We start from the raw sequence: 21,690 nt of genomic DNA, 5'->3' as shown, positions 1-21,690 counted from the left end.
GGGCGCTGGGGGGAAAATATATCTGTGGCCTAGGCGACTTTAAGCAGCCTATAGAGTATCGTATAAATATCAAACGATTAACAGAAATTAGATAGAAGGTGATCTGCGTGGCGAAAACCACCGCTGCAGTTTCCCCCTTTGATGTCGGTGCAGCCGCAACGGTTATCAGCGCTTTGGATTCCCCGTTGCGAATTCGCTTGGTGCAGGAGCTGCACGAGCGCGATCACTACGTACACGAGTTGGTCGCCGCCACCGGAAAATCTCAGCCTCTCGTTAGCCAGCACCTGCGAGTACTTAAGAAAGCAGGCATCGTCGATTCGGAGCGCACCGGCCGCGAAGTCCTCTATAAACTGGTAGCCCCAGGCGTGCTTACGCTGCTCGCTGACGCTTCGGCACTCATCAGCCGTTAACTTTATTGGAAACTAGTTGATAAACTAGCGGTCATGGCTCTCCACGAAAGCATCCCTAAGCTTGGGGCTCGTAACACCAAACAACGCACCGCAGTTGTTGAGGTTCTGCGTGAACTTGATAAATTCGCCTCTGCCAAGGATATTCACCATGCCTTGCAGGAACGCAACCACAAGGTCGGTCTGACCACCGTCTACCGCACGCTGCAGTCTCTATCGGACATCGATGCTGTCGACGCACTGCACATGCCCTCCGGTGAAACGCTCTACCGTCATTGCGAATCCGCTAACCACCACCATCACCTGGTGTGCACCAAGTGTGGCCGCACCGAAGAGATCGATGGCGGCCCAATCGAGAAGTGGGCCAGCTCCGTCGCTGCTGAGCACGACTTTGAGCTCACCGGCCATGATGCCGAAATCTTCGGCATCTGTGCAGACTGCCGCGCCTAACGACCACGAAAAAGCCGTATATCCACAAAATAGCCGTATATCCACAAAATAGCCGTATATCCACAAAATAGCTTCAGCTATTTTGTGCCCCCGAAGCGACGGTCGCGTCGTGCATATTCTTCAACTGCGGCGTACAGGTCCTCCGGCGTGAAGTCGGGGAACAGCTTGTCCTGGTAAATCATCTCCGCGTACGCGGACTGCCATAGCAGGAAGTTCGACGTTCGCTTCTCCCCCGACGGGCGCAGGAACAAATCCACGTCCGGCATGGTGGGGTCATAGAGAGCCGCGCTTAGCGACGCCTCATTAATCGCACTTGGCTTCAACTCACCCTTGGCCACCTGATCGGCGAGCTTGCGAACGCCGTCGACAAGCTCGGCGCGCCCACCGTAGTTCACGCACATCGCCAACGTCATGCGCGTGTTGTTCTTGGTCAGCTCCTGCGCGGTCTCGAGCTCCTTGATAACCGAGCGCCACAGGCGCGGGCGGCGTCCGACCCAGACCACCCGCACGCCCTTCTCGTTGAGCCACTCGCGCTGCCGGCGCAGCACGTCGCGGTTAAACGCCATGAGGAAGCGCACCTCTTCGGGGCTGCGGCGCCAGTTCTCGGTGGAGAAGGCGTAGGCAGACAGGTACGGGATGTTCATGGACAGGCAGGCATCGACGACGTCGAGAAGCACAGCCTCCCCGCGACGATGCCCCTCGGTGCGCTTCATGCCGCGCTCCTCGGCCCAGCGGCCATTGCCGTCCATGACCAGCGCGATGTGCTTGGGCAGGAACTCCTCCGGGATGGCGGGTGGGTTAAGGACTCGGTTCGGGTCTGGCGTAATCACGCGCCTTATCTTACTGGTCCATAACCCCTAACGCGGTAACCTTGCGCTCTAGGTGCCATTGCAGGTGCGCGCGGGTCAGCTGGTGTGCCTCTTGACGCTGCTCATGGGTCGGATTGCTGGGGCACCCGTGCGCCAGCAACCACATGTGATGCAGCGTCTCCGGGTCCACCTCCGCCGCGCCCGGTGGGCGGCACTCGTGGCAGGCCGCACCGCCCACAGCCGGGTGGAAGGCGTGGTGGGGCCCTGGCTTTTGGCACTGCGCGCAGTCAAAGAGGCTGGGCGCCCAGCCGGCGTGCGCCATCGCCTGCAAGAGGAAGGCGTCGAGGGCCTGGAGTGGGTCGTCGTACTGCATGACCTGCAGGGTGTGGACCAGCGCGGTGTAGAGGTAAGGGTCGGAGTCGGCGTCGGTGAAAGCCAGGCGCTCGGCCGATTCGAGGGCTGCGCACGCCGCGGTATAACGCTCGTAGTCCTCGATGATGTTGGCGCCGAAGTAGTCCACGGTGTCGGCCTGGGAAATGGTGTAGAGATTGCGGCCGGGATACAGCTGCACGTCGAGGTTCACGAACAGCTGCAGACGGGAGCCGAAGCGTGACTTGGCGCGGCGCACTCCCTTGGCCACTCCCCTGACCAGGCCATGGTTGCGGGTCAGCAGGACGATCACGCGGTCGGCCTCGCCGAAGTCATAGCTGCGGATGACCAAGGCGCGGTCGCGGAAGTTTTCCCTCGCCACGGGCTTAGAAGCCGAGGCGGCCGAGCATCTTCGGGTCCGACTGCCAGTTCTTGAGCACCTTGATGCGCAGGTCAAGATAGACGTTCTGGCCCAGCAGCTGGATGATCTCCTTGCGGGCGGTGCCGACTATGCGCATAAAACGGCGACCGTCCTTGCCCTCGATGATGCGCTTCTGGCCGGGGCGCTCTAGATAGAGGACGGCGTGGATGTTGAGGACGTCGGGGCGAGTCTCATCCGGCAGCATCTCGTCGACGGAGACGGCCACGCTGTGCGGCAGCTCGTCTTTGAGCCCAGCCAGCGCAGCCTCGCGGATGAGCTCGGAAATGCGCTTTTCCTGCTCTTCGTCAGTGATGTGATCATCCGGGTAGAACTTAGGCCCCTCCGGCAGGTGATCGACGATGACCTGGGTCAGCTCATCCAGTTGTACGCGCTGGGTGGCCGAAACCGGGATGACCACGGCGTCGGGGTTGTCCTCGCTGAGCAGCTCATGCAGCGCCAAAAGCTGCGCGCCGACCTGGTCCTTGCTGGCCTTATCCAGCTTGGTCACGATGCCGATGATCGGGGTCTTCGGCGCTACCTTGCGGACGTTCTCCAGAATCCAGCGGTCACCTGGGCCGATCTTCTCGTCGGCGGGGATGGTCAGGCCGATGACGTCCACGTCCGCGTACGTGTCCTTGACCATCTCGTTGAGGCGCTCGCCCAACAGGGTGCGGGGGCGGTGCAGGCCCGGTGTATCCACGACGATAACTTGGGCGTCTTCGCGGTGGACCAGGCCGCGGATGGGGTGACGGGTGGTCTCCGGCTGGTTGGCGGTGATGGCAATCTTCTGGCCTACCAGCGCGTTGGTCAGAGTCGACTTGCCCGTGTTAGGGCGTCCCACGAAGGACACGAAGCCGGAGCGGAATCCCTCCGGGGTGTCGGTGTAGTCGGTGTAGTCGAGGGCCTCCCCGTCGGCGGGGAGGTTCTCAAAGGCGGCGTCAAAATCGGTACTCATTGCTAGTCATCATAGCCCAGCCGCGTCACAGTAGTACATACGCGTTTGCGGCTGCCCGTGGGCCTCTTCACCGGCGTTCTCCTCTCGCAAATACCCAGGGCTGGAAATGCAGCTTTCTGGTGGAATGGAAGGCGTCGGCAAGCGCGGCGAAACGCGAACAGGACCTCTGGGTTTCCAGGGCTGGGTAACTATGCGGCGCGCCTAGGGCCCATCGCCAACATTCGGCGCACCGTCGCGACAAACTCCTCCGGCCGGGCGCGCAACTCCTCCGGGCTAAAGCGCAGGACCACATAACCCATGTTGAGCAGCTCCTTCTGGCGGCGGTGCTCCGCGCGAATCGCCTCCACAGGCTTGTCTTGGTATTTGACATCGCCGTCGATTTCAATGAGCAACCAGCCGTCAATTGCCAAATCAGCGCGGTACTTGCCCACAACGTACTGCGTGCGCACGTTTATGCCCGCACGCAGCAACAACGCGCGGGCATAGGACTCCCACGGCGACTCAGAATCAACCACGGTCGCAGCCACCACGGCGCGTGCCGTCGCTACGCCCTTGACGCGGCCCAGCGCGCCCAACGTATCCTGCATGCGACGGCGGCCCACCTGTGCACGCACATAATCCGCGGCGACCAGCCCCTCTTCGAAGCCGTGCAGGCGGGCCATGTCAATCGCGGTACGTTCCAGCGAGGTGAGCTTAATGCCGTGCACAGTGGTGGTCTGCCCGTGCAGGCGGGCAGCTTTATAAGCGAAGAAATGCCCCTTGGATTTCTGCGGTACCGAGCCCGAGGGCAGCACTGCTGGGTAATCGGTGGGGCGGCTAATGGTGGGAATGCCGTGTATCAGAGCCGCGGGCTTTCCGATCAGCACAGCTTTATGCACGGTCCGTGCGTGGATATACACCCGCGCTATGTCGCGTTCCCAGGGTTTGAGCCGATTCCAGAATTGCTTCGACAGCGCGAAGCACCAGGCCGCGCGCACGATTTTGCCGTGGTGCATCTGCAGCCAGCACGGGTCTTCGTTGGATAGTTGGCGAAGGTCAATAAGGTGGGCGTCGATTGTGTCAAAAAGTAACGCGTTGTCCATGCCTTACTTTTAACCGGCGGTGGGTGCTGGCGCGCGGCAAGTGCGGCCAGGATGGTCAAATCCCCAGGGCTGGGCACCCAGACCTCCTGCTCGCTTTTCGCCGCGCTTGCCGACGCCCCGCTTTCCACCAGAAAGCTGCATTTCCAGGTCTGGGTATTTGCCAAAAGGCGTGGGACGGGTGCGCTAGAGCTCCTCGACGTGGAACTGCAGCTGCGGATTCGCAAACACGTCCTGGGACTCAATGAGCTGCAGCTCCTGCGAGTCTGCCTCATAAGTGTTGTGCAGCAAGTCGTACACCGAAGACGCGGTGCGCTTCAACGCCAGCTTCGCGTCATGGGTTTCGACGTAGTGGCCGGTAAACAGCGCTGCAGTGACGTCGCCGGAGCCATTGCGCTTGAACGGCAGGAACGGGGTGGCCACGATGAAGGCGCGGTCGCCGTCCACGGCGAGCATCTCGATGGTCTCCTCCGGGGTCTCCGGGCGCTTTACTGAGGTGACTAGCACGGTCTTCGGGCCGATTTCCTGCGCAGCCTTCACGGCCTCGAGGGTCTGCTCCAAGGTGCCGACCTCGTGGTCAGTCAGGTAACCCAGCTCGAACTGGTTCGGGGTGATGATGTCAGCCACCGGCACGACCTTATCGCGCAGCAGCGGCGGAATCTCGTCCGAGACGAAGCAGCCCGACTTCGCGTTGCCCATGACTGGGTCGCACGCGTAGAGGGCCTTGGGGTTGACGGCCTTGATGCGGGTCACGGCGTCGACAATAGCGCCTGCAATATCCGGACCACCCTGGTAGCCAGAGAGGATTGCGTCGATCTTCTCAAAGGCGCCGCGCTTCTCGATGCCGTCGATAATGCTAGTGACATCAGCAGCTGGGATGAGTGGTCCGCCCCAATCGCCGTAGCCGGTGTGGTTGGAGAAGTTCACCGTGTGAACCGGCCATACCTCGTGGCCCGCACGCTGGAGCGGGAAGACTGCAGCAGAGTTGCCGACGTGGCCGTAGGTGACATGGGACTGGATCGAAAGAATATTCATGGCATCCATCTTGCTCCATTTCACGGACCTCACAAAAGAAATCGCAGATTTAATTTTCTCGGGTGCCCGCAGGAGAGGGAGGACGACCTCGTCTACGAATTCGACTAAGCCACGGAAGTTCGGGGACGTTTGCCTCGCTCATTCTTGAAATCTCTTGACCTTGACGCGGCGTCATAGTTTATAAAAGCCTTATGAGGATCTCAGAAGTCGCCCGGGCACTGGGCTGCAGTGTGCGCACAATTCGCCACTATCACCAACGGGGCGTAGTTCCGGAGCCGGAGCGTAAGGCAAACGGATATCGCGACTATTCGCTCGCAGACCTTGCTGCGTTAGTGAAGGTTCGGCAGCTGGCCGTGGCAGGGATTCCGCTCAAATCCCTGACCGCGGAGCCCGAAGATACGTTGTACGATGCGGCGCTTGCAGAAATAGAGCGACGAGTCGCAAATCTGGAAGAACAACGTGCGCGACTCATTCGGCTCAGGGATAATCCGCCAGGGCCAGCTCCCCACGGATTGATGGTTCTTATGAAAGAAGTTCTCGCCGAAAGTGGGCTGTCGGAAGTCGAGATTGCGCAAGAAGTTGATGCATGGGAACTCATGGCCTATTCGGGAGTTGCTACGGCTCAGACGTGGCGCGTGCTTGAGACAAATCTGAGTTCGCCTCAATGTGTCTCAAGGATTAGGGCGCAGCATCAACGGTGGAAACAGCTCGGTGAGACCGAACCTGGTCCGGAGTGTGATGAACTCGCAGAACAGTGGTTCAAGTCCTATAAGGAAGGCGTCATGAACGGAGTTTTCGCAACGTTGCGGCCCGGATATTTGGAGCTCCAGCCGCGCGACATCTCAGCCCGTAAAGGCCAATTGGTGGCCTTGGAATTGGTACGGCGATGAAGGCTAGATCGCTGGTTTTCACGGTCCTCATTGGTGCCGTCCTGGCGGCAGAACTCTATGTCCTCAATGCTGGCGGCGGAAGAGGAACCGTGATCGTTACGGGAGTCATCGCTCTAGAGCTTCTTCTGGCTGCCGCTTTTCTTTTCATCAACCGCGACGAGGATATTGCGCCGGTACAAGCAGTGAGGGCCGAGCTCCGTATGTTGAAGACATGTGTACTCGTACTACTACGGCAGCGGCGGTATTCGGGCAAAGTGCTCGACTCCCATCGCGGTTGGTGGGTGATTCCGGCTGCGGTTACAGGAGCGACTGGGATTGAATGCATTGCGATCGAGCTTCTGGTGCCGTGGGCATGGCTGCGCGCGCTAATCCTCATTGTTTCCCTCTATTCGCTCATCTTGCTGTGGGGAATCTTTGGCGCCGCCTACACCTATCCACATTTCGTTGATGGGACGTTGGTGCTGCGCCATGCGGGTAGGCAAGTAGTGAGCATTGCCGCGGGAGAAATCGCGAACATCACCCTGTCACGGGGTTACTCCCATGAGAGATATGCAATTGATGAAGACACATTGATTTTAGGAAACGGCGACGGGAGCAACGTTCACATCGAGCTTGCATCGCCACTGCTCGTGCCAGCGCCAAAGTGGCCGTGGCAGAAGGAACAGCTTTCGCATGTCAACCACGTGCAGGTCTGGTTTGATGCTCCGTCAGAAGCAATCAAGGCTATTTCACGATCTGTGTAGCGGGTCACTCTAACTACCGCCATGGTTCAAGCCCATGTCCGCCGCTTTAAGCCACTCGACTAATCCTCGCGGCGCGGCTCGGCAACTGGGGGGATTCCACCGCCCGGCACCTGCTTATCCAGATTGGCGCGCTCGGCGGCATCCGGGAATGCCTTCGGGCCAGACGGCTTCGGTTGATAGCTCACGCCGCGGGCCGCGAGGTCGTCGTACCAATCAGCCAGCAGCTCGTTCTGCAGGCTAAACATCTCTTTTTCCTCCGCCGGGGTGGCGTGGTCATAGCCCAGCAGGTGGAGGCAACCGTGCACCGTCAGCAACGCGAGCTCGTGGCCCAGCGAGTGGCCCGCCGCATTGGCTTGGCGCAGGGCAAACTCAGGGCAGAGCACGATGTCGCCGAGCATGGCCGGGCCCATTTCGGGGGCGTCGGGACGCGTGCCCAACGCGCCCGGCGTGATCTCATCCATGGGGAAACTCATGACGTCGGTTGGGCCCTCGAGGTCCATCCAGCGCACGTGCAGGTCCGCAATGGTCTCCAAGTCGACCGCGGTGATGGTGCACTCGGCGTCCGGGTTGATGTCCATGGCTCCAAAGGCAAAGGATGCAACGTCGATGAGCATCTCCTCGTTGACGCCCTCAAAGCCGGACTCGTTGATGAACTCGATGGACATTTATTCGCCTTCCTCTACGTACTTGGACGCTGCGTTCTTAGCGGCGCTTTTCGCCTCAGCGGCATCATAAGCGTTGACGATGCGGCCCACGAGCTGGTGCCTAACCACGTCTCCCGAGCCCAGGTCCGCAAAGTGAATATCCGGCACGCCTTCCAAAATGCGGCGCACTAAGCGCAGGCCGGAGATCTGACCGCGTGGGAGGTCCACCTGCGAGATGTCACCCGTGACCACGATCTTGGAGCCAAAGCCCAGACGGGTCAGGAACATCTTCATCTGCGCCGGGGTGGTGTTTTGGGCCTCATCGAGGATGACGAAGGCGTCGTTCAGCGTGCGGCCACGCATGTACGCCAGCGGGGCGACCTCGATGATGCCGGCCTCCATGAGCTTCGGAATCATCTCGGGGTCAAGCATGTCGCGCAGGGCGTCGTAAAGCGGGCGCAGGTACGGGTCAATCTTGTCATTTAAGGTTCCCGGGAGGAAGCCCAGTTTCTCTCCCGCCTCGACGGCCGGGCGGGTCAAGATGATGCGCGAGACCTGCTTGGTCTGCAGGGCCTGAACCGCCTTGGCCACGGCCAGGTAGGTCTTGCCGGAGCCGGCTGGGCCGATGCCGAAGACCACGGTGTTGTCATCGATGGCCTGGACGTACTCGGACTGGCCTACCGTCTTCGGGCGCACGGACTTGCCGCGGCGTTTGACGATGTCCGCCGCCAGCGCAGCGGAGACCGACTGCGGGGCGTCAACAGCCACCATGTCCACGGTGTGCTTAACGGTATCGGTGCTCACGGAGTGGCCGCGGCGCGCGATGGCCTCGAGCTCCTCAAGGACCTTTGCGGCGCGGGCTACCTCGTAGTCAGGGCCGGTAACCGTAACGGTGGTTCCCCGGGCGAATAGGTCCGCGTCCAGCAGGTTATTGAGCACGCGCAGATTATCGTCCGCGCTGCCCAACACGGTGGCTACGTAGGCGGAGTCGAGCTCAAACTTCTTGGTGATAATAGGCACTCTCACAGGCTACCAGCGGTCAGTGCGGGTGCCGATTGCAGCAAGGGCCACCATGGCTGCCGACGCCGTGCGCAAGACCTCAGGACCAAGCTTGATGGACTGCGCGCCGAGGCGCTCCAGTTCCTCCGCACCGATTCCACCTTCTGGGCCGACGAGCAGGTAGACAGTGCCCTCCAGCGGGACGTCCTTGATGGAGGCGGTGGCCTCCTCGTGCAGCACGTAGGCGGTTTGGCCGGCGATGAGCTGCGCGACCTGCGGCGTGGTCAGCGGTCCAGAGACCGCCGGGATGCGGTCGCGCCGGGACTGTTTCGCGGCAGCAATCGCTGCCGCCTCCCACTTGGCCAAGGCCTTAGGTGCCTTTTTGGCATCCCACTTGGCCACGCAGCGATCGGCTTGCCACGCGATGATTTCGTCGGCGCCGGCCTGGGTGGCCAAGTCCACGGCGAGTTCGGCGCGCTCCGACTTCGGGATGGCCTGCACCACTACCACGCGGGGGTTGGGCTCGGGCGCAAAAGTCACGGCGTCGACAAGCGCGGCCAAATGATCCTTGCCCGAAATGGACTGGATGGTGGCCAGGGCGGCGGTGCCCGTGCCGTCGATGAGCTTGAGCCGCTCCCCTACGCTAAGGCGCTTGACCGTCACCGCGTGGCGGCCCTCCGCGCCGTCGAGCCCCACCGGCTCGCCCACGCGGGCCTGCGAAAGATCGGGGTGGATAAAGACCGGCAGCGACATTAGCGGCGGAACCTATCGCGGATGCGGGAGAAGAAGGATTCTTCCTGGCCGTCGCCGGACTCACGCACGCGGGCGCCCTCGTCGCGGGAATCGCGGACCTTCTCGAGCAGCTCGCGGGTCTTCTTGTCGAGCTCCTTCGGAACCACGACATCAACGTGGGCAAACAGGTTGCCAAAGCCATCGGTGCGCAGGCGCGGCATGCCTTTGCCCTCGACCTTGATGGACTCGCCCGGCTGGGTGCCCGGCTCGATGTCGATGTTGAGCTCCTCGCCATCTAGCTGATCGATGGTGAAGTTGGTGCCCAGCGCTGCGTCCACCATGGGCACGCGCACCGTCAAGTGCAGGTCGTCGGCGTTGCGCTCGAAGACTGCGTGCGGCTTGGTGGAGACCTCCACGTACAGGTCGCCAGCAGGGCCGCCGCCGTGGCCGACCTCGCCTTGAGAGGCCATGCGGATGCGCATGCCGTCGCCGATGCCAGCCGGGATGTTCACGGTGAGATCGCGGCGCTTCTTCACGCGGCCGTCGCCGCCACAGTGATTGCAGGGGTCGGTGATGACCTCACCGAAGCCCTGGCACTGCGGGCACGGACGGGTGGTCATGACGTTGCCCAGGAAGCTGCGCTGCATCTCCTGGATTTCACCCATGCCGCCACACCCCTGGCAGGTAACTGGCTTGGCCTTGGAAGCAGAGCCGGTGCCCTCGCAGCGATCGCAGATCACAGCGGTGTCCACGGTGACCTGCTTCTTCAGGCCGGAGAACGCTTCCTCCAGGGTGATGGTGGTGCGCAGCAATGCGTCGTTGCCCGGCTGCACGCGGGAACGCGGGCCACGCGAGCCGCCGGCCGCGCCGCCGAAGAACTCAGCGAAGATATCGCCAAGACCGCCGCCACCGAAGCCACCGCCAAAGCCTGCTCCACCGCCGCGTTCCTCCATGGGGTCGCCGCCCATGTCCACGATTTGGCGCTTTTGTGGGTCGAGGAGCACTTCCTGCGCGAGGGAGGCCTCGCGGAACTTCTCGGCAGCTTCGTCATCTCCCGGGTTGACGTCTGGGTGGTACTTGCGCGCAAGTTTGCGATACGCCTTCTTGATTTCGGCGTCGGAAGCGGATTTTTCTACACCAAGGATTCCGTAATAATCACGAGCCACTTAACAAAAGTCCTTCTAAATATAGAGTCACGGGGAAAGTATCCGTGCCAGCTTACTCGCCGGCCAAAATTTCGCTTACATAGCGTGCAACAGCAGAGACCTTGGAGATTGTTCCCGAGTAGTCCATATACGTGGGCCCCACCACGCCAAGGCCGCCGAGTGTTTCACGTCCAGCGCCGTACGCAGTCGCGACCACGGAGGCCTGCCGCAGCTGATCCTCTTCGTTTTCCTCGCCAATCACCACAGAGACGTTGCCCAGGTCCGGCACGCGGGCCAAAAGTTTCAACACCACGACCTGCTCTTCAAGGGCCTCGATGAGTGAGGGCAGCCCCTCCGGGAAATCGCGCGCTATCCGCGTGAGATTAGAGGTACCCGCCAGAATCAGGCGGTCGGAGGGACGCTCCACCAGTGTTTCGATAAGAGTCGTGGCCGCATTGAGCACGTGCGGGCGGATATCCGGCGGGGAGTTCTCGACGAGGTCGGCCAGCTCTACGGAGGCGTCGGTAAGCGTCTTGCCCTCCAGCGCTTTATTGAGAGACTCCCGCAGACGCGCGGTCTGCATTAGGTCGATGATGCTGTCGAGCTCGACGTTGCGCTGATCGACGCGCCCGTTATCCGTGATGAGCACCAACAACAGGCGCACTGGGGAAAGCGCCACGACCTCGCAGTGCTTCACGCGCGAAACCTTGAGGTTGGGCATCTGCACCACCGCCGCCTGCTTGGTCACCTGCGCCAGCAGCTGCACGCTGCGGCGCAGGACGTCCTCCAAGTCGACGCCGCCTTCCAAGAAGGTCAGCATGGCGCGGCGCTCGGAAGCAGACAAGGGTTTTACGTCGTGCAACGAATCGACGAACTGGCGGTAGCCCTTCTGCGTGGGCACGCGCCCGGAGCTGGTGTGCTCATGAGCAATCAGCCCCTCCGATTCCAACACCGCCATATCGTTGCGGATGGTGGCAGAGGAAACGCCCAGCTGATAACGCTCCAGCAGGGATTTGGACCCCACGGGTTCCTGGGAGGCAATATAGTCCGCCACAATGGCGCGCAGTACCTCGCGGCGGCGAGCATCAGTGGAATTGGACATGCGTCCTATGTTACCTACCTTCACTGTGGCCTATAAGGTGGCCTTTAAGCTTCCTCGGCAACCAACAAGTCGGTGATGATGCCGTCTGCCAACAGGCGCCCGGGCTTGGTCAAGCACAGCCGGTCGCCGGCGCGCTGCAGCAACCCACGGCAGATGTAGTCCGCGATGACCGGCTCCGCGCCGCTGCCCAGCCAGCCAGCCGGGATTCCCTCGCGCAGGCGCAGGCCGAGCATGACCTTCTCCATGTGCCGCTCGGCGTCGGTTAGCGTCTCGCGTTCCTTCACCGGCAGCTCGCCGCGACCCAGCATCTCGTTGTAGCGGCGCGGCAACTTCACGTTGTAGAAGCGCTCGTTGCCCAGGTGCGAGTGAGCGCCAGGCCCCGCCCCCCACCAGTTGCCGTCCACCCAGTAGATGCGGTTGTGCTGGCACTCCCCGCCGGGCTTGGCCCAGTTGGAGACCTCGTACCACTCGAAGCCTTCCGCTTCGAGCGTCGCAGAGACGGCCTCATAGCGTCTTGCAAGCACGTCCTCGTCGGGGGCAGGCAGCAGGCCCTTGTTGACCTTGCGCGCCATGCGGGTGCCATCTTCCACGATGAGCGAGTAGGCGCTGACATGATCCACGCCGGTCTCCAGCACGCGATCCAGGGTCAGGCGCACGTCGTCGTCGGTTTCGGTGGGCGTGCCATAAATCATGTCGAGGTTGACGTGCTCAAAACCTGCGGCGCGGGCCTCGCGGGCGGCGTCGAAAGCCCGGCCCGGGGTATGCGCACGCTCAAGCACTCGCAGCACGCTATCCGACGCCGATTGCATCCCCAACGACACCCTCGTAAAGCCCGATTCCAGCAGGCCCTCGAAGTACTCGGGGCTCGTAGACTCTGGATTGGACTCCGTGGTCACCTCGGCTCCAGGCGCCAAGCCAAAGGTCTCCTTGACGCGGCCTAGGATGCGGCCGAGCCCCTGCGCTCCCAGCATGCTTGGGGTGCCGCCGCCGATGAACACGGTCTCGGCCGGCCTGCCTACCTGCTGCGCGGCCATCCCCAGCTCGCGCTCCAAGGCGTCGAGGTACTCCGCCGTCAGGTCGCCGCCCAATTCGCCTGGCGTATAGGTATTGAAATCGCAATAACCGCAGCGTGAGGAGCAGAATGGGACATGGATATAAAGGCCAAAGGGAGCGGTCATGTACTAAAGCCTAGCGCGGCCGGGAACTAATGAGACCACCGCGCCGTTTAAGCATGTAGTCTATTCAGCAGTTTCTCACAAATAGAAAGGCACCTTCAGTGGAACCTCCGAGTCGATGTCCCCGCCTTAAAGATTGGCAGGCGGGGTAGGCCATGTTGCAAGCAATCCTTTTAATCCTTGCGGGATTTGTGGTCATTGGCCTGATTATCGTCGCGAATGCGTACTTCGTTGCGCAGGAATTTTCATTCATGTCCGTGGACCGCACGCAGTTGCGGTCGAAGGCCGCTGAGGGGGATAAAACCGCAGCTAGAGCGCTGCACATCACCCAACGCACGTCCTTCATGCTCTCCGGCGCGCAGCTGGGTATCACCATCACCGGCCTATTGATCGGTTACGTGGCAGAACCCCTTGTGGGCCGTGGTTTGGGCGAGCTGCTTGGCGACGCCGGCGTTCCCGTCGCCGTCTCCGTCACCATCGGTACGGTGGCCGCACTGTTTATCTCCACCATTGCCACAATGCTCTTTGCGGAGCTCTTCCCCAAAAACTACACCATCGCAGCACCGATGAAGACCGCCCTGTGGCTGTCCACCTCCACCATGTGGTACCTGCGCATTTTCGGCTGGCTCATCCACTTTTTCGAGTACTCCTCGAATGCCATTCTGAAGCTTTTCGGCATCGAGCCGGTAGAGGACGTTGACTCATCTGCCACCACCGATGACCTCGAATCCATCGTGGATGCTTCCCACGAGGCCGTCGAGCTGGACGAGGCCACCTACTTGGTCCTCGACCGCCTGCTGGACTTCCCAGAACACGACGTGGGACACGCGATGATTCCGCGCTCCCGCGTTGACGTCATCGATCCGGAGACCACCATTGGCGAAGTCCGCGAGATGATGTCCGTGAACCACACCCGCTACCCCATCATCGACGACGAGCACAACCCCATCGGCGTGGTCCACCTCTTCGACGTATTGGGCACGCAGCTTCCCGACGCCACCGCAGCCACCGCGGTCATGCAGGAACCCGTTGTGGTTCCGGAGCTCATGCCGCTTCCCGACGTCGTGAACGAACTACGCGACGCCAGCGAAAAGCTCGCCTGCGTCATCGACGAATATGGCGGCTTTGTGGGCATCGTGACCATGGAGGACCTCGCGGAAGAAATCCTGGGCGACGTCACCGACGAGCACGACCTAGAAGAGACCGAGGAAATCACCGAGCAGGATGACTCCCACTGGTTGGTCGACGGCGATACGCCAATCGACGAGATCGAGCGCGCCATTGGCCACGACCTGCCGGAAGGCGACTTCGAGACCGTGGCCGGCCTGCTGATTTCCCACTCCGGCGCGCTGCCTGAGGAGGGCGAGGAGTACACGATTGAGCTCGAGGCGGAGCCGGATGACTGGGTAGAGCGCGACGACGCCCCAGTGCGAAAGCTGCACATGCGCGTCGAGGAGATTGACCGCCACGTGCCGTCGACCTTAGCGCTGGAGCTGATTGAGGAATACCCCGACGGACACGAGCCGGAAGAGGAGAAAGCATAATGACTGATACCTGGTGGTTTAATGTCAGCGTCACGCTGCTCATCATCGCGGCCTCAGCCTTCTTCGTCATTATCGAATTCTCCTTGATGGGTGCGCGCCGCAACCGCTTGGAGGAAACCGCTGAGTCTTCCCGCGCCTCGCGTGCGGGCCTGCGCTCGCTCAACGAGCTGACCATCATGTTGGCCGGCGCCCAGCTGGGTATTACGGCCGCAACCTTCGTGTTGGGTGCTGTGACCAAGCCGTGGGTTCACCACCTTCTGATGCACCCGTTGGAGGCTGTCGGCCTGCCGCTGGGCGTGGCCGACGTGGTCTCCTTCATCTTGGCCCTGTTCGTGGTCACCTTCCTCCACTTGGTCATCGGCGAGATGGCCCCGAAGTCCTGGGCTATTACCCACCCAGAGACGGCCCTGCAGCTCATTGCTGTGCCAGCCCGCGGCTTCATTTGGCTCTTCCGCCCGCTGCTGAAGTGGATCAACTCCATGGCAAACAAGATGGTCATCTGGGCTGGCGAAGAGCCCGTCGACCGCGCTGGCGCCGCCGGCTACGACGCCGAGACCCTGCGCCACTTGGTGGAGCACTCCCGCGAGACCGGCACGCTTGACGACGACTCCGCGAACCAAATCACCGGCGTCATCGAGCTCGAGGCCTCCACCGTGGGTGCGCTGGCCCGTGAGCTCGGCTCGCAGGTTGTCCCGCTGCCATCCGACTCCACCGTGGCCGACCTACATGACTTGGTGCGCCGCAAGTCCATCATGCGCGTGCTGGTCTTCCCTAAGGATTCCCGTGTCCCGCGCATTGTGCACGTTCGCGATACCTTGCTAGCCGAACCCGAAACCCCAGTCCTCGAGTTCTCCCGCCCGGCGCTCACCGTGTCCTCGACGCTGACCGTCCAGAAGACGCTGGACCACATGCGCGCTCGCAACGAGCAGCTCGTGGCCGTGGGCAAGGCTGACAAGGACAAGGCAATGTGGATCCTGACCTGGGACGACATCATGGGTCAGCTGTGGCCACAGATTACCGAGCAGCTCGACCAGGTGGCTCCGGGCCCGCAGGTCTAACGCTTGGCCCCGCAAATACCCAGATCTAAAAGCCGCCTTTTGTTGACGTACACAACAAGTTATCCACAGCTTTAGAAACTGGGTCTAGCGCCAGCACCACAACGCGCGCGAAGCTAAGCCCATGACGCTTTTAGAGACACTTCACCGCACCAAGCCCCACGTCCACGAAGAAGTCAAGACCGGCTCACTCCTACAACTAGCACCCCGCATGGCCGTCGACCGCGACGCCTACCTCGCGCTCAACGCCTGCGAACGCAAGCGCCTCGAGTGCATCGCCGTCGCGCGCAGCTCCTATTCCGCAGTCCTCATTAGTAAGTCCGCCGCCCGCCTCCACGACCTCTGGCTCTTGCCCACCGACTCCGCCAAGGAGCCCGTCGAACTCGCGCTGCCCGGGCGCAGCTTGCCCCGCCACAACCGCAATGCTCCTGGCCGCCACTACCGCAAGACCACAGTGGGAACGCCACTTAGCATTGACGGCGCGCGGGTGGTCACGATGGAACGCGCGGTCGTTGACGTCGCTCGCTACCACGGCTTCCACCCCGGCCTGATCGCAGCAGATTCAGCCCTGCGCATGGGCACCACGAAGCAAGCGCTGCGCGACGCCCTATCGAGCCTCGGCCGCGTGCATGGCGCAGCAGTCGTACGCCGCGTCATCGACGCCGCCAACAGCCTGCCCCGCTCCCCCTATGAATCATCTGCCCGCGCTCTTGTCCTTGACGCAGGCTTTGCCGCAGTTCCACGCACGCACGTGGCCCCAGGAATCGAGGCGGAACTGCTCGTCGAGGGCAAGATCATCATTGAGGTCGCACACCACGGCGTCTTCCAGCGACGCGCCCAGCGCACGGAGTATCTGCGCGCACTGGGTTTCCGGGTGCTGCAGTTTACGCCGGAGCAACTGCTGGCCGAGCCGGAGTCTTTGCTCAAAGCGCTGCGTATGGTGCTGCGTGCGAAAGCTCAGGTCGCCTAAAGGAAGGAGAAAAGACAAACACCGCCGAAAGAGGGATTCGGCGGTGTTGCTGTCTCCTTGTGTGTTGGCAACAAGGAAGTCTATTTCTGGCACTGTCTACGCGCCCTACGCGGTGGTCGCAGCCTGGCGGGCGGCCTCACGCTTGGCACGCACGCGGGCGACTACCGCGTTGATGCGAGCACGCTCCTCGAGGAAAGGCGGCGAGTTGCGGCCGCGCATCGTACGGACATAAGCCGGGTGGGCCTCCACAACCGTGTGGCGCCAAGCCTGAACCGCGATGAGCGCGGACTGGCCGGCACGCTTGTAGAGGTGCGGCAGGGAGACCATGTCGAGGTTGCGGGCCACTGCGTCGGTTTGATCGAGCACGTAGTCCACTAGCTCGCGCAGATAAGCCGCCACGGCTTCGGTGCGGCCGCGCAGGGTGGCTGCCAGTTCAGAGACCACGATGGTCGGAGAATCGATGGAGAACTGCGCGTCGAGGCTGCGCGCAGTGAGCTGCTCTGGCTCGGCGATGTCGTTGTTGCCGGAAGCGGCAGCGGAAATGGTGCCGGAGCGGACTCCGGAGACCAGCGCGTGGCGCAGCCCGATGAGCTCACCTACGCAGCGGCCGGAATCGACGCGGGCGTCCTCGACGATGTCGCCGAGTTCTGCCAAACAGTCGAGTGCAAGTTCATCGTCCCAGTCCTCAATCGCTTCGATGAGGTGCTCGATGTACTCAACTACTTCGTCGCCGATGTTGTAAATCTCTTGGGTCAGCTCGCGGTGACGTAGTTCGGCGGCGATTTTGTGCATGCCGGTCCTTTCCGCAAACTAACCTCTAGTTGAGGTTGAGACTTTCTGTAACGAGTGCTGACTTTATTCCAGATCCTGTGAAGGATCTGCGCGACACTCCGAAGAAATTCACAGGCGTGATTTTTGCGGGACCGGCAAGCGGTAGGAACCTCAGCTATTTCGAGCTGGAGTAGATCTGGTCAATGGCAGCCGCATAACGCTGCGCCACCACGTAACGCTTGACCTTCATGGTCGGGGTCAGCTCGTTGTCTTCCTCAGTCAGGTCGGACTCCAAGATGAAGAACTTCTTGATGGCCTCCGCATGAGAAACGGTGGTGTTGACCTGGTTAATGGCGTCCTGAATCTCGGCGCGCAGGGTGGCGTCGGTAGCCACTTCCTTCATCGTGCGGTTGGCCGGGATGTTGTGCTCAGCCTTCCACCGCTTCAACGCGTCCTCGTCCAGGGTCAGCAGCACGCCAATGAACGGCTTGCCGTCACCCACCACCATTGCCTGGGAAATAAGCGGGTGCGCACGCAGCATGTCTTCCATTGGGCCAGGCGAGACGTTCTTGCCGCCCGCCGTCACGATGAGGTCTTTCTTGCGGCCCGTAATCACCACGTGCCCAGAGTCCATGATTTCACCCAAGTCACCGGTGTTGTACCAGCCGTCCTCGAGAGCCTCTGCGGTGGCCTCCGGATTGTTCCAGTAGCCCTTAAACACGATGTCACCCTTGATGAGGATTTCGCCTTCATCATTGACGCGAATGGTGGTTCCCTCCAGCGGTGGGCCCACGGTGCCGATCTTTTGGTTTTCAAAGTCCACGGCTGCCGCCGCGGCAACCTCGGTTAGGCCGTAGCCCTCATAAATCGTCACGCCGATTCCGCGGAACCAGTGCAGCAGGTCATGGCTCATCGCCGAACCACCGGTGATGCAGTACTTTACCTCGCCGCCCATCGCTTCACGGATGGTGGAGTACACCAGTCGGTCAAAGAGCTTGTGCTTTGCACGCAGCACGCGGTCTGGCCCCTCCGCTGTGTCCAACGCACGCGAGTACTCGATGGCCACTTTCTCCGACTCGCGGAAGATGGCCCCCTTGACGGCTCCGCCGTCTTTAGCCTTGGCAGCGGCTCCGTTGCGCACCTTTTCAAACACGCGCGGCACGCCCAGAATCAGGTTCGGGCGGGAGCGCTGGAACTCGATGGTGATGGTACTGAAGTCAGACCAGTGATTCTGCGAAGCACCACTCATGGCAACGGCCAGGGATACTGCACGTGCCAGCACGTGTGCCAGCGGCAGGAAGGTCAAAACGTGGTTGCCTGGAACCGCAATGCCGCCAATCGGGTTGGTCAGCAGACCTAAGGTCTCAGCCAGCCAGTTGCGGTGGGTCAGCATGCAGCCCTTCGGGCGGCCGGTGGTACCGGATGTGTAAACCAGCGAGGCAAGGTCGTCGGTCTTGGTGGCAGCAATGCGCGCATCGACGACGTCGTTAGAAAGCTCGCGGCCCTCAAACATCAATGTGTCGATGGCCGAGGAGTTGATCTCCAGGATGCGGCGCAGCTGCGAAGGCGAATTCTTCAGCGCCGGCTTGCCGTCATCCTGCAGCTTCAGGTGCGCTACCAGCTCGGAGTGCTCGCGAGACTCGGTGATGGCCAGGACAGCGCCGGAGTCCTCCACGATCCACTGGATCTGGGACAGTGAAGAAGACGGGTAGATCGGCACCGAAGCCGCACCAGCAGCCCAGATAGCGAAATCCAGCAGCGACCACTCGTAACGGGTGTTCGACAGCAAGACCACGCGATCCCCCTGCTCCACGCCGGCGGCGATAAGGCCCTTTGCCACTGCGTAGACCTCTTCGACGAACTGCTTGGCAGTGACGTTAACCCACTCATAGCTGGCCGGGCGGGTAAACATCACGCCGTGTGGGCGCGCCTTCGCCGTGGCCATCATGCGGGTCAGACAGGTTTCGCCGTCTTCGATTTCAAACTTCGCAGGAGTGTGCGCTTCTTGCAGTGTCACGGGTGTCCTTTCGCACAGCTAGGTAATTCCAGCCCACTCTACCAACCGATCCCCAGGCACGCGCTGTTAAGCCATGGCAGAATGTGGCGTTGTGACTACCCGTGAACTGCTCGAAGAACTAGCTCAGCGCCATGGCGTTGCCAGCTCGTATTCCTCCCAATCCGGCTACCCCGTTCATGTAACGGATGAAACTATTACCTATACCCTGCGCGCTTTGGGCGTCAGCGTAGAGGACCGCGCCGACGAGTCCCGCCTGACTTCACTGCTCTATGAGGACTACCTCGAGCGCTCCTCCCGCCCGCTACCCCCGTGCGTGGTGAGCAAGCAGGGCGTCGAGAAGCAGTTCGACGTCCACGTGCGTGCCGGCCAACCGGTGGATATCCACATTGAGCTCGAAGAGGGCGGCGCGCGCGATGTCTACCAGGACCCCAACGACGCGCCAACTGCCAACGTCGCCGGTACCCACTGGGGCGAGGCCACCTTTCACATCCCAGGTGATCTGCCGCTGGGCTTCCACGAGATCCACATGTCCTCCCCGGAGATCGGGTCCTACTCTTGCCCGCTCATCATCACCCCGGCGCGACTGACCACCGCGGACCCCTACCTGGACAAGCCCGCAGCCGGCGTCATGGCGCAACTGTATTCGGTGCGCTCGGCGCAGTCCTGGGGAATCGGTGACTTCCACGACCTGGGCAGCCTCGCGGAGACCTTGGCACCGTATTCCGACTTCCTGCTCATCAACCCTCTGCATGCCGCAGAGCCACTGCCGCCAGTGGAGGATTCGCCGTACCTGCCCACCACCCGCCGCTTCATCAATCCGCTCTACCTCCACATCGAGGACATCCCGGAGCTGTCGCAGCTAGACCCGGTCCTGCAGGACGACGTCCGCGAGCTCGCCGCCGAGTTCCGCGAGCGCAACCGCAGCGCCGACGAAATCGAACGCGACACAATTTTCGAGGCCAAGCTGCAGGTGCTCAAGGAGCTCTTCTCCCTCAACTTCACCCCGCAGCGCCAGAACGAGTTCATGGAGTACCAGCGCAGCGAGGGCGAGGGCTTAAGCGCTTTCGCTCTATGGTGCGCGGAGCAGGAGCTGGCGCGCCGCACCGGCCAGCGCCATGCCATCGAGGAAGAAGCCAGCGAGCTTGCCCAGTTCTACGCTTGGCTGCAGTTCCTGTGCGACGAGCAGCTGGCCGCCGCGCAGCGCCGCGCCAAGGAGGCGGGAATGCGCATCGGCTTGGTCACCGACCTTGCCGTGGGCGTGCACCCTGGCGGCGCGGATGCCATCAACCTCGCTGAGTACCTCGCGCCGCAGAGCTCCGTGGGCGCTCCCCCGGATGACTACAACCAGCAGGGCCAAGACTGGTCCCAGCCGCCGTGGCACCCGGTGCGCTTGGCGGAGTCTGGCTACCGCCCGTGGCGCGAGATGCTGCAGACCATCCTGCGTCACTCCGGTGGCGTGCGCGTGGACCACATCTTGGGCTTGTTCCGCCTGTTCTGGATTCCGCGTATGACCTCGCCGCTCAACGGCACCTACGTCTATTACGACCATGAGGCCATGCTCGGTGTTCTCGCCCTCGAGGCAGAGCGTGCCGGCGCGGTGCTCGTGGGCGAGGACCTGGGCACGCTGGAGCCATGGGTACAGGATGTGCTGGCTGAGACCGGCGTGCTGGGCACCTCCATCGTGTGGTTCGAGCGCTCCGAGGACAACGAGTCTCCGCTTCCGCAGCAGGAGTACCGCCGCCTAGCGCTTTCCTCTGTGGGCACGCACGATCTTCCGCCGACCTTGGCTTACCTGCGCGGCGATCACATTTCGCTGCGCGCTCGCTTGGGCGTGCTCACCCGCTCTGTCGCGGAGGAAGAAGCCGACGACCGAGAGTGGCAGGCCCGCGTGTTGGACCAGGTGGCGGCGGCCGGCCTCCTGCCGCAGCGCGACTTCCCCACGGCAGAGCGCAGCGACCGCGGCAGTGAGGCGGATCTGGTGGTGGCTTTGCACAAGTACGTCGCGGGAACCCCCTCCGCGCTGACGTGCACGAGCCTGGTGGACATGGTGGGTGACGTGCGCGCGCAGAACCAGCCAGGCACCACGAAGGACCTCTACCCTAACTGGTGCATTCCGCTTTGCGACGCCGCCGGGACCCCCATCCTCATCGAGGACCTAGCGGGCAACGAGCTGTTCCAGCGCGTGGCTGAGGCCAGCGCTAGGTAAACAAACCGATAAGCGCCACCACGACGACGAGCGCGATCATCGCCCACAGGGTCAGACTCACGCGTGACTTGGGCAGGGCGCGCTTGCGCGGGGCGGCAGGGACGGTGCGTTCTGGGTCCCAGAGCCCTTCGCGCGGATCGTCGTGCCGCGGTTGTTCTGGCGTTGACATGAT

General features: G+C 62.1%; 22 protein-coding genes. 8 read left to right on the top strand and 14 right to left on the bottom strand.

The genetic code is table 11. The features are described from left to right. Window positions 1–107: 107 nt before the first annotated feature. Window positions 108–410 (top strand): ArsR/SmtB family transcription factor, encoded by a 303-nt coding sequence (locus tag HMPREF0308_RS02720; RefSeq protein ID WP_034656759.1) that lies wholly within the window; start codon window positions 108–110, stop codon window positions 408–410. Window positions 411–443: 33 nt separating this feature from the next. Then, window positions 444–857: a Fur family transcriptional regulator gene (locus HMPREF0308_RS02715; protein WP_005528453.1), complete on the top strand. Its 414-nt coding sequence runs from the start codon at window positions 444–446 to the stop codon at window positions 855–857. Between the two features lie 77 nt (window positions 858–934). On the opposite strand, the gene HMPREF0308_RS02710 is transcribed toward HMPREF0308_RS02715, so the two are convergent. The 5 genes from HMPREF0308_RS02710 to pdxY all read right to left on the bottom strand — a co-directional run bounded on the left by HMPREF0308_RS02710 (window position 935) and on the right by pdxY (window position 5,525). Then, window positions 935–1,687: an isoprenyl transferase gene (locus tag HMPREF0308_RS02710; RefSeq protein ID WP_005528451.1), complete on the bottom strand. Its 753-nt coding sequence runs from the start codon at window positions 1,685–1,687 to the stop codon at window positions 935–937. A 10-nt stretch (window positions 1,688–1,697) separates the two neighbouring features. After that, window positions 1,698–2,417, bottom strand: a complete 720-nt coding sequence (gene recO / locus HMPREF0308_RS02705) for a DNA repair protein RecO (protein ID WP_005528449.1) — start codon at window positions 2,415–2,417, stop codon at window positions 1,698–1,700. A gap of 4 nt (window positions 2,418–2,421) precedes the next feature. Beyond that, window positions 2,422–3,411, bottom strand: coding sequence for a GTPase Era (gene era / locus HMPREF0308_RS02700; protein WP_005528448.1), 990 nt, complete (start codon window positions 3,409–3,411; stop codon window positions 2,422–2,424). Between the two features lie 188 nt (window positions 3,412–3,599). Next, a complete protein-coding gene (locus HMPREF0308_RS02695) occupies window positions 3,600–4,493 on the bottom strand; it encodes an endonuclease domain-containing protein (protein ID WP_005528446.1) in 894 nt (297 codons plus the stop codon). Between the two features lie 183 nt (window positions 4,494–4,676). Continuing rightward, window positions 4,677–5,525: a pyridoxal kinase PdxY gene (gene pdxY, locus HMPREF0308_RS02690; RefSeq protein WP_034656918.1), complete on the bottom strand. Its 849-nt coding sequence runs from the start codon at window positions 5,523–5,525 to the stop codon at window positions 4,677–4,679. A 191-nt stretch (window positions 5,526–5,716) separates the two neighbouring features. On the opposite strand from pdxY, the gene HMPREF0308_RS12935 reads away from it, so the two are divergent. Together HMPREF0308_RS12935 and HMPREF0308_RS02680 are read left to right on the top strand one after the other, a co-directional pair. Further along, the gene (locus HMPREF0308_RS12935; protein WP_005528442.1) at window positions 5,717–6,415 is read left to right on the top strand and encodes a MerR family transcriptional regulator; all 699 of its coding nucleotides are present in this window, start codon (window positions 5,717–5,719) and stop codon (window positions 6,413–6,415) included. Next, on the top strand, window positions 6,412–7,158 hold the full coding sequence (locus tag HMPREF0308_RS02680) for a hypothetical protein (RefSeq protein ID WP_005528436.1): 747 nt from the start codon (window positions 6,412–6,414) through the stop codon (window positions 7,156–7,158). Before HMPREF0308_RS12935 ends, HMPREF0308_RS02680 begins: the two co-directional genes overlap by 4 nt. Before the next feature lie 59 nt (window positions 7,159–7,217). Here HMPREF0308_RS02680 and ybeY read toward each other — a convergent pair whose 3' ends face one another. The 6 genes from ybeY to hemW are packed head-to-tail and all read right to left on the bottom strand — an operon-like array spanning window position 7,218 to window position 12,958. Beyond that, the gene (gene ybeY / locus HMPREF0308_RS02675) at window positions 7,218–7,823 is read right to left on the bottom strand and encodes an rRNA maturation RNase YbeY (protein ID WP_005528429.1); all 606 of its coding nucleotides are present in this window, start codon (window positions 7,821–7,823) and stop codon (window positions 7,218–7,220) included. Further along, window positions 7,824–8,822 (bottom strand): PhoH family protein, encoded by a 999-nt coding sequence (locus HMPREF0308_RS02670; protein WP_005528428.1) that lies wholly within the window; start codon window positions 8,820–8,822, stop codon window positions 7,824–7,826. A 9-nt stretch (window positions 8,823–8,831) separates the two neighbouring features. After that, window positions 8,832–9,554: a 16S rRNA (uracil(1498)-N(3))-methyltransferase gene (locus tag HMPREF0308_RS02665; protein WP_005528426.1), complete on the bottom strand. Its 723-nt coding sequence runs from the start codon at window positions 9,552–9,554 to the stop codon at window positions 8,832–8,834. Continuing rightward, window positions 9,554–10,699 carry a molecular chaperone DnaJ gene (gene dnaJ / locus HMPREF0308_RS02660; protein ID WP_005528424.1) on the bottom strand — a complete coding sequence of 382 codons (1,146 nt, stop codon included), beginning with the start codon at window positions 10,697–10,699 and terminating at the stop codon, window positions 9,554–9,556. The genes HMPREF0308_RS02665 and dnaJ overlap by 1 nt, the downstream gene beginning before the upstream one ends. 52 nt (window positions 10,700–10,751) lie before the next feature. After that, entirely contained in the window at window positions 10,752–11,780 is a 1,029-nt protein-coding gene (gene hrcA, locus HMPREF0308_RS02655; RefSeq protein WP_005528422.1) for a heat-inducible transcriptional repressor HrcA, read from the bottom strand. A gap of 44 nt (window positions 11,781–11,824) precedes the next feature. Next, window positions 11,825–12,958: a radical SAM family heme chaperone HemW gene (gene hemW, locus HMPREF0308_RS02650; protein WP_034656756.1), complete on the bottom strand. Its 1,134-nt coding sequence runs from the start codon at window positions 12,956–12,958 to the stop codon at window positions 11,825–11,827. 152 nt (window positions 12,959–13,110) lie between these two features. Here hemW and HMPREF0308_RS02645 point away from each other — a divergent pair, with 152 nt between their 5' ends. The 3 genes from HMPREF0308_RS02645 to HMPREF0308_RS02635 all read left to right on the top strand — a co-directional run bounded on the left by HMPREF0308_RS02645 (window position 13,111) and on the right by HMPREF0308_RS02635 (window position 16,524). Continuing rightward, complete coding sequence (locus tag HMPREF0308_RS02645; protein WP_005528419.1) at window positions 13,111–14,499, top strand: hemolysin family protein; 1,389 nt, start codon at window positions 13,111–13,113, stop codon at window positions 14,497–14,499. Beyond that, a complete protein-coding gene (locus HMPREF0308_RS02640) occupies window positions 14,499–15,557 on the top strand; it encodes a CNNM domain-containing protein (protein ID WP_005528417.1) in 1,059 nt (352 codons plus the stop codon). Before HMPREF0308_RS02645 ends, HMPREF0308_RS02640 begins: the two co-directional genes overlap by 1 nt. Window positions 15,558–15,678: 121 nt before the next feature. Further along, complete coding sequence (locus HMPREF0308_RS02635) at window positions 15,679–16,524, top strand: DUF559 domain-containing protein (protein WP_005528411.1); 846 nt, start codon at window positions 15,679–15,681, stop codon at window positions 16,522–16,524. A 105-nt stretch (window positions 16,525–16,629) separates the two neighbouring features. On the opposite strand, the gene HMPREF0308_RS02630 is transcribed toward HMPREF0308_RS02635, so the two are convergent. Then, entirely contained in the window at window positions 16,630–17,316 is a 687-nt protein-coding gene (locus tag HMPREF0308_RS02630) for a hypothetical protein (protein WP_005528395.1), read from the bottom strand. A 154-nt stretch (window positions 17,317–17,470) separates the two neighbouring features. After that, a complete protein-coding gene (locus tag HMPREF0308_RS02625) occupies window positions 17,471–19,312 on the bottom strand; it encodes an AMP-dependent synthetase/ligase (protein WP_005528394.1) in 1,842 nt (613 codons plus the stop codon). Window positions 19,313–19,403: 91 nt separating this feature from the next. On the opposite strand from HMPREF0308_RS02625, the gene malQ reads away from it, so the two are divergent. After that, window positions 19,404–21,518, top strand: coding sequence for a 4-alpha-glucanotransferase (malQ, locus tag HMPREF0308_RS02620; protein WP_172465263.1), 2,115 nt, complete (start codon window positions 19,404–19,406; stop codon window positions 21,516–21,518). Here malQ and HMPREF0308_RS13845 read toward each other — a convergent pair. Next, on the bottom strand, window positions 21,511–21,687 hold the full coding sequence (locus HMPREF0308_RS13845) for a hypothetical protein (RefSeq protein WP_005528392.1): 177 nt from the start codon (window positions 21,685–21,687) through the stop codon (window positions 21,511–21,513). The genes malQ and HMPREF0308_RS13845 overlap by 8 nt on opposite strands. Window positions 21,688–21,690: the final 3 nt, after the last annotated feature.

The sequence above is a fragment of the Corynebacterium striatum ATCC 6940 genome (assembly GCF_000159135.1).
Taxonomy (GTDB): domain Bacteria; phylum Actinomycetota; class Actinomycetes; order Mycobacteriales; family Mycobacteriaceae; genus Corynebacterium; species Corynebacterium striatum.
Note: the sequence above shows the minus strand (reverse complement) of the source record. Positions and strands in the feature narration are given on the sequence as shown.

Excerpts from the sequence above, each read along its gene's own strand:
- HMPREF0308_RS02715 (WP_005528453.1), top strand. The coding sequence starts at position 444 with ATGGCTCTCCACGAAAGCATCCCTAAGCTTGGGGCTCGTAACACCAAA.
- era (WP_005528448.1), bottom strand. The coding sequence starts at position 3,411 with ATGAGTACCGATTTTGACGCCGCCTTTGAGAACCTCCCCGCCGACGGG.
- HMPREF0308_RS02695 (WP_005528446.1), bottom strand. The coding sequence starts at position 4,493 with ATGGACAACGCGTTACTTTTTGACACAATCGACGCCCACCTTATTGAC.
- pdxY (WP_034656918.1), bottom strand. The coding sequence starts at position 5,525 with ATGAATATTCTTTCGATCCAGTCCCATGTCACCTACGGCCACGTCGGC.
- HMPREF0308_RS12935 (WP_005528442.1), top strand. The coding sequence starts at position 5,717 with ATGAGGATCTCAGAAGTCGCCCGGGCACTGGGCTGCAGTGTGCGCACA.
- HMPREF0308_RS02680 (WP_005528436.1), top strand. The coding sequence starts at position 6,412 with ATGAAGGCTAGATCGCTGGTTTTCACGGTCCTCATTGGTGCCGTCCTG.
- ybeY (WP_005528429.1), bottom strand. The coding sequence starts at position 7,823 with ATGTCCATCGAGTTCATCAACGAGTCCGGCTTTGAGGGCGTCAACGAG.
- HMPREF0308_RS02665 (WP_005528426.1), bottom strand. The coding sequence starts at position 9,554 with ATGTCGCTGCCGGTCTTTATCCACCCCGATCTTTCGCAGGCCCGCGTG.
- hrcA (WP_005528422.1), bottom strand. The coding sequence starts at position 11,780 with ATGTCCAATTCCACTGATGCTCGCCGCCGCGAGGTACTGCGCGCCATT.
- hemW (WP_034656756.1), bottom strand. The coding sequence starts at position 12,958 with ATGACCGCTCCCTTTGGCCTTTATATCCATGTCCCATTCTGCTCCTCA.
- HMPREF0308_RS02645 (WP_005528419.1), top strand. The coding sequence starts at position 13,111 with ATGTTGCAAGCAATCCTTTTAATCCTTGCGGGATTTGTGGTCATTGGC.
- HMPREF0308_RS02640 (WP_005528417.1), top strand. The coding sequence starts at position 14,499 with ATGACTGATACCTGGTGGTTTAATGTCAGCGTCACGCTGCTCATCATC.
- HMPREF0308_RS02635 (WP_005528411.1), top strand. The coding sequence starts at position 15,679 with ATGACGCTTTTAGAGACACTTCACCGCACCAAGCCCCACGTCCACGAA.
- HMPREF0308_RS02630 (WP_005528395.1), bottom strand. The coding sequence starts at position 17,316 with ATGCACAAAATCGCCGCCGAACTACGTCACCGCGAGCTGACCCAAGAG.
- HMPREF0308_RS13845 (WP_005528392.1), bottom strand. The coding sequence starts at position 21,687 with ATGTCAACGCCAGAACAACCGCGGCACGACGATCCGCGCGAAGGGCTC.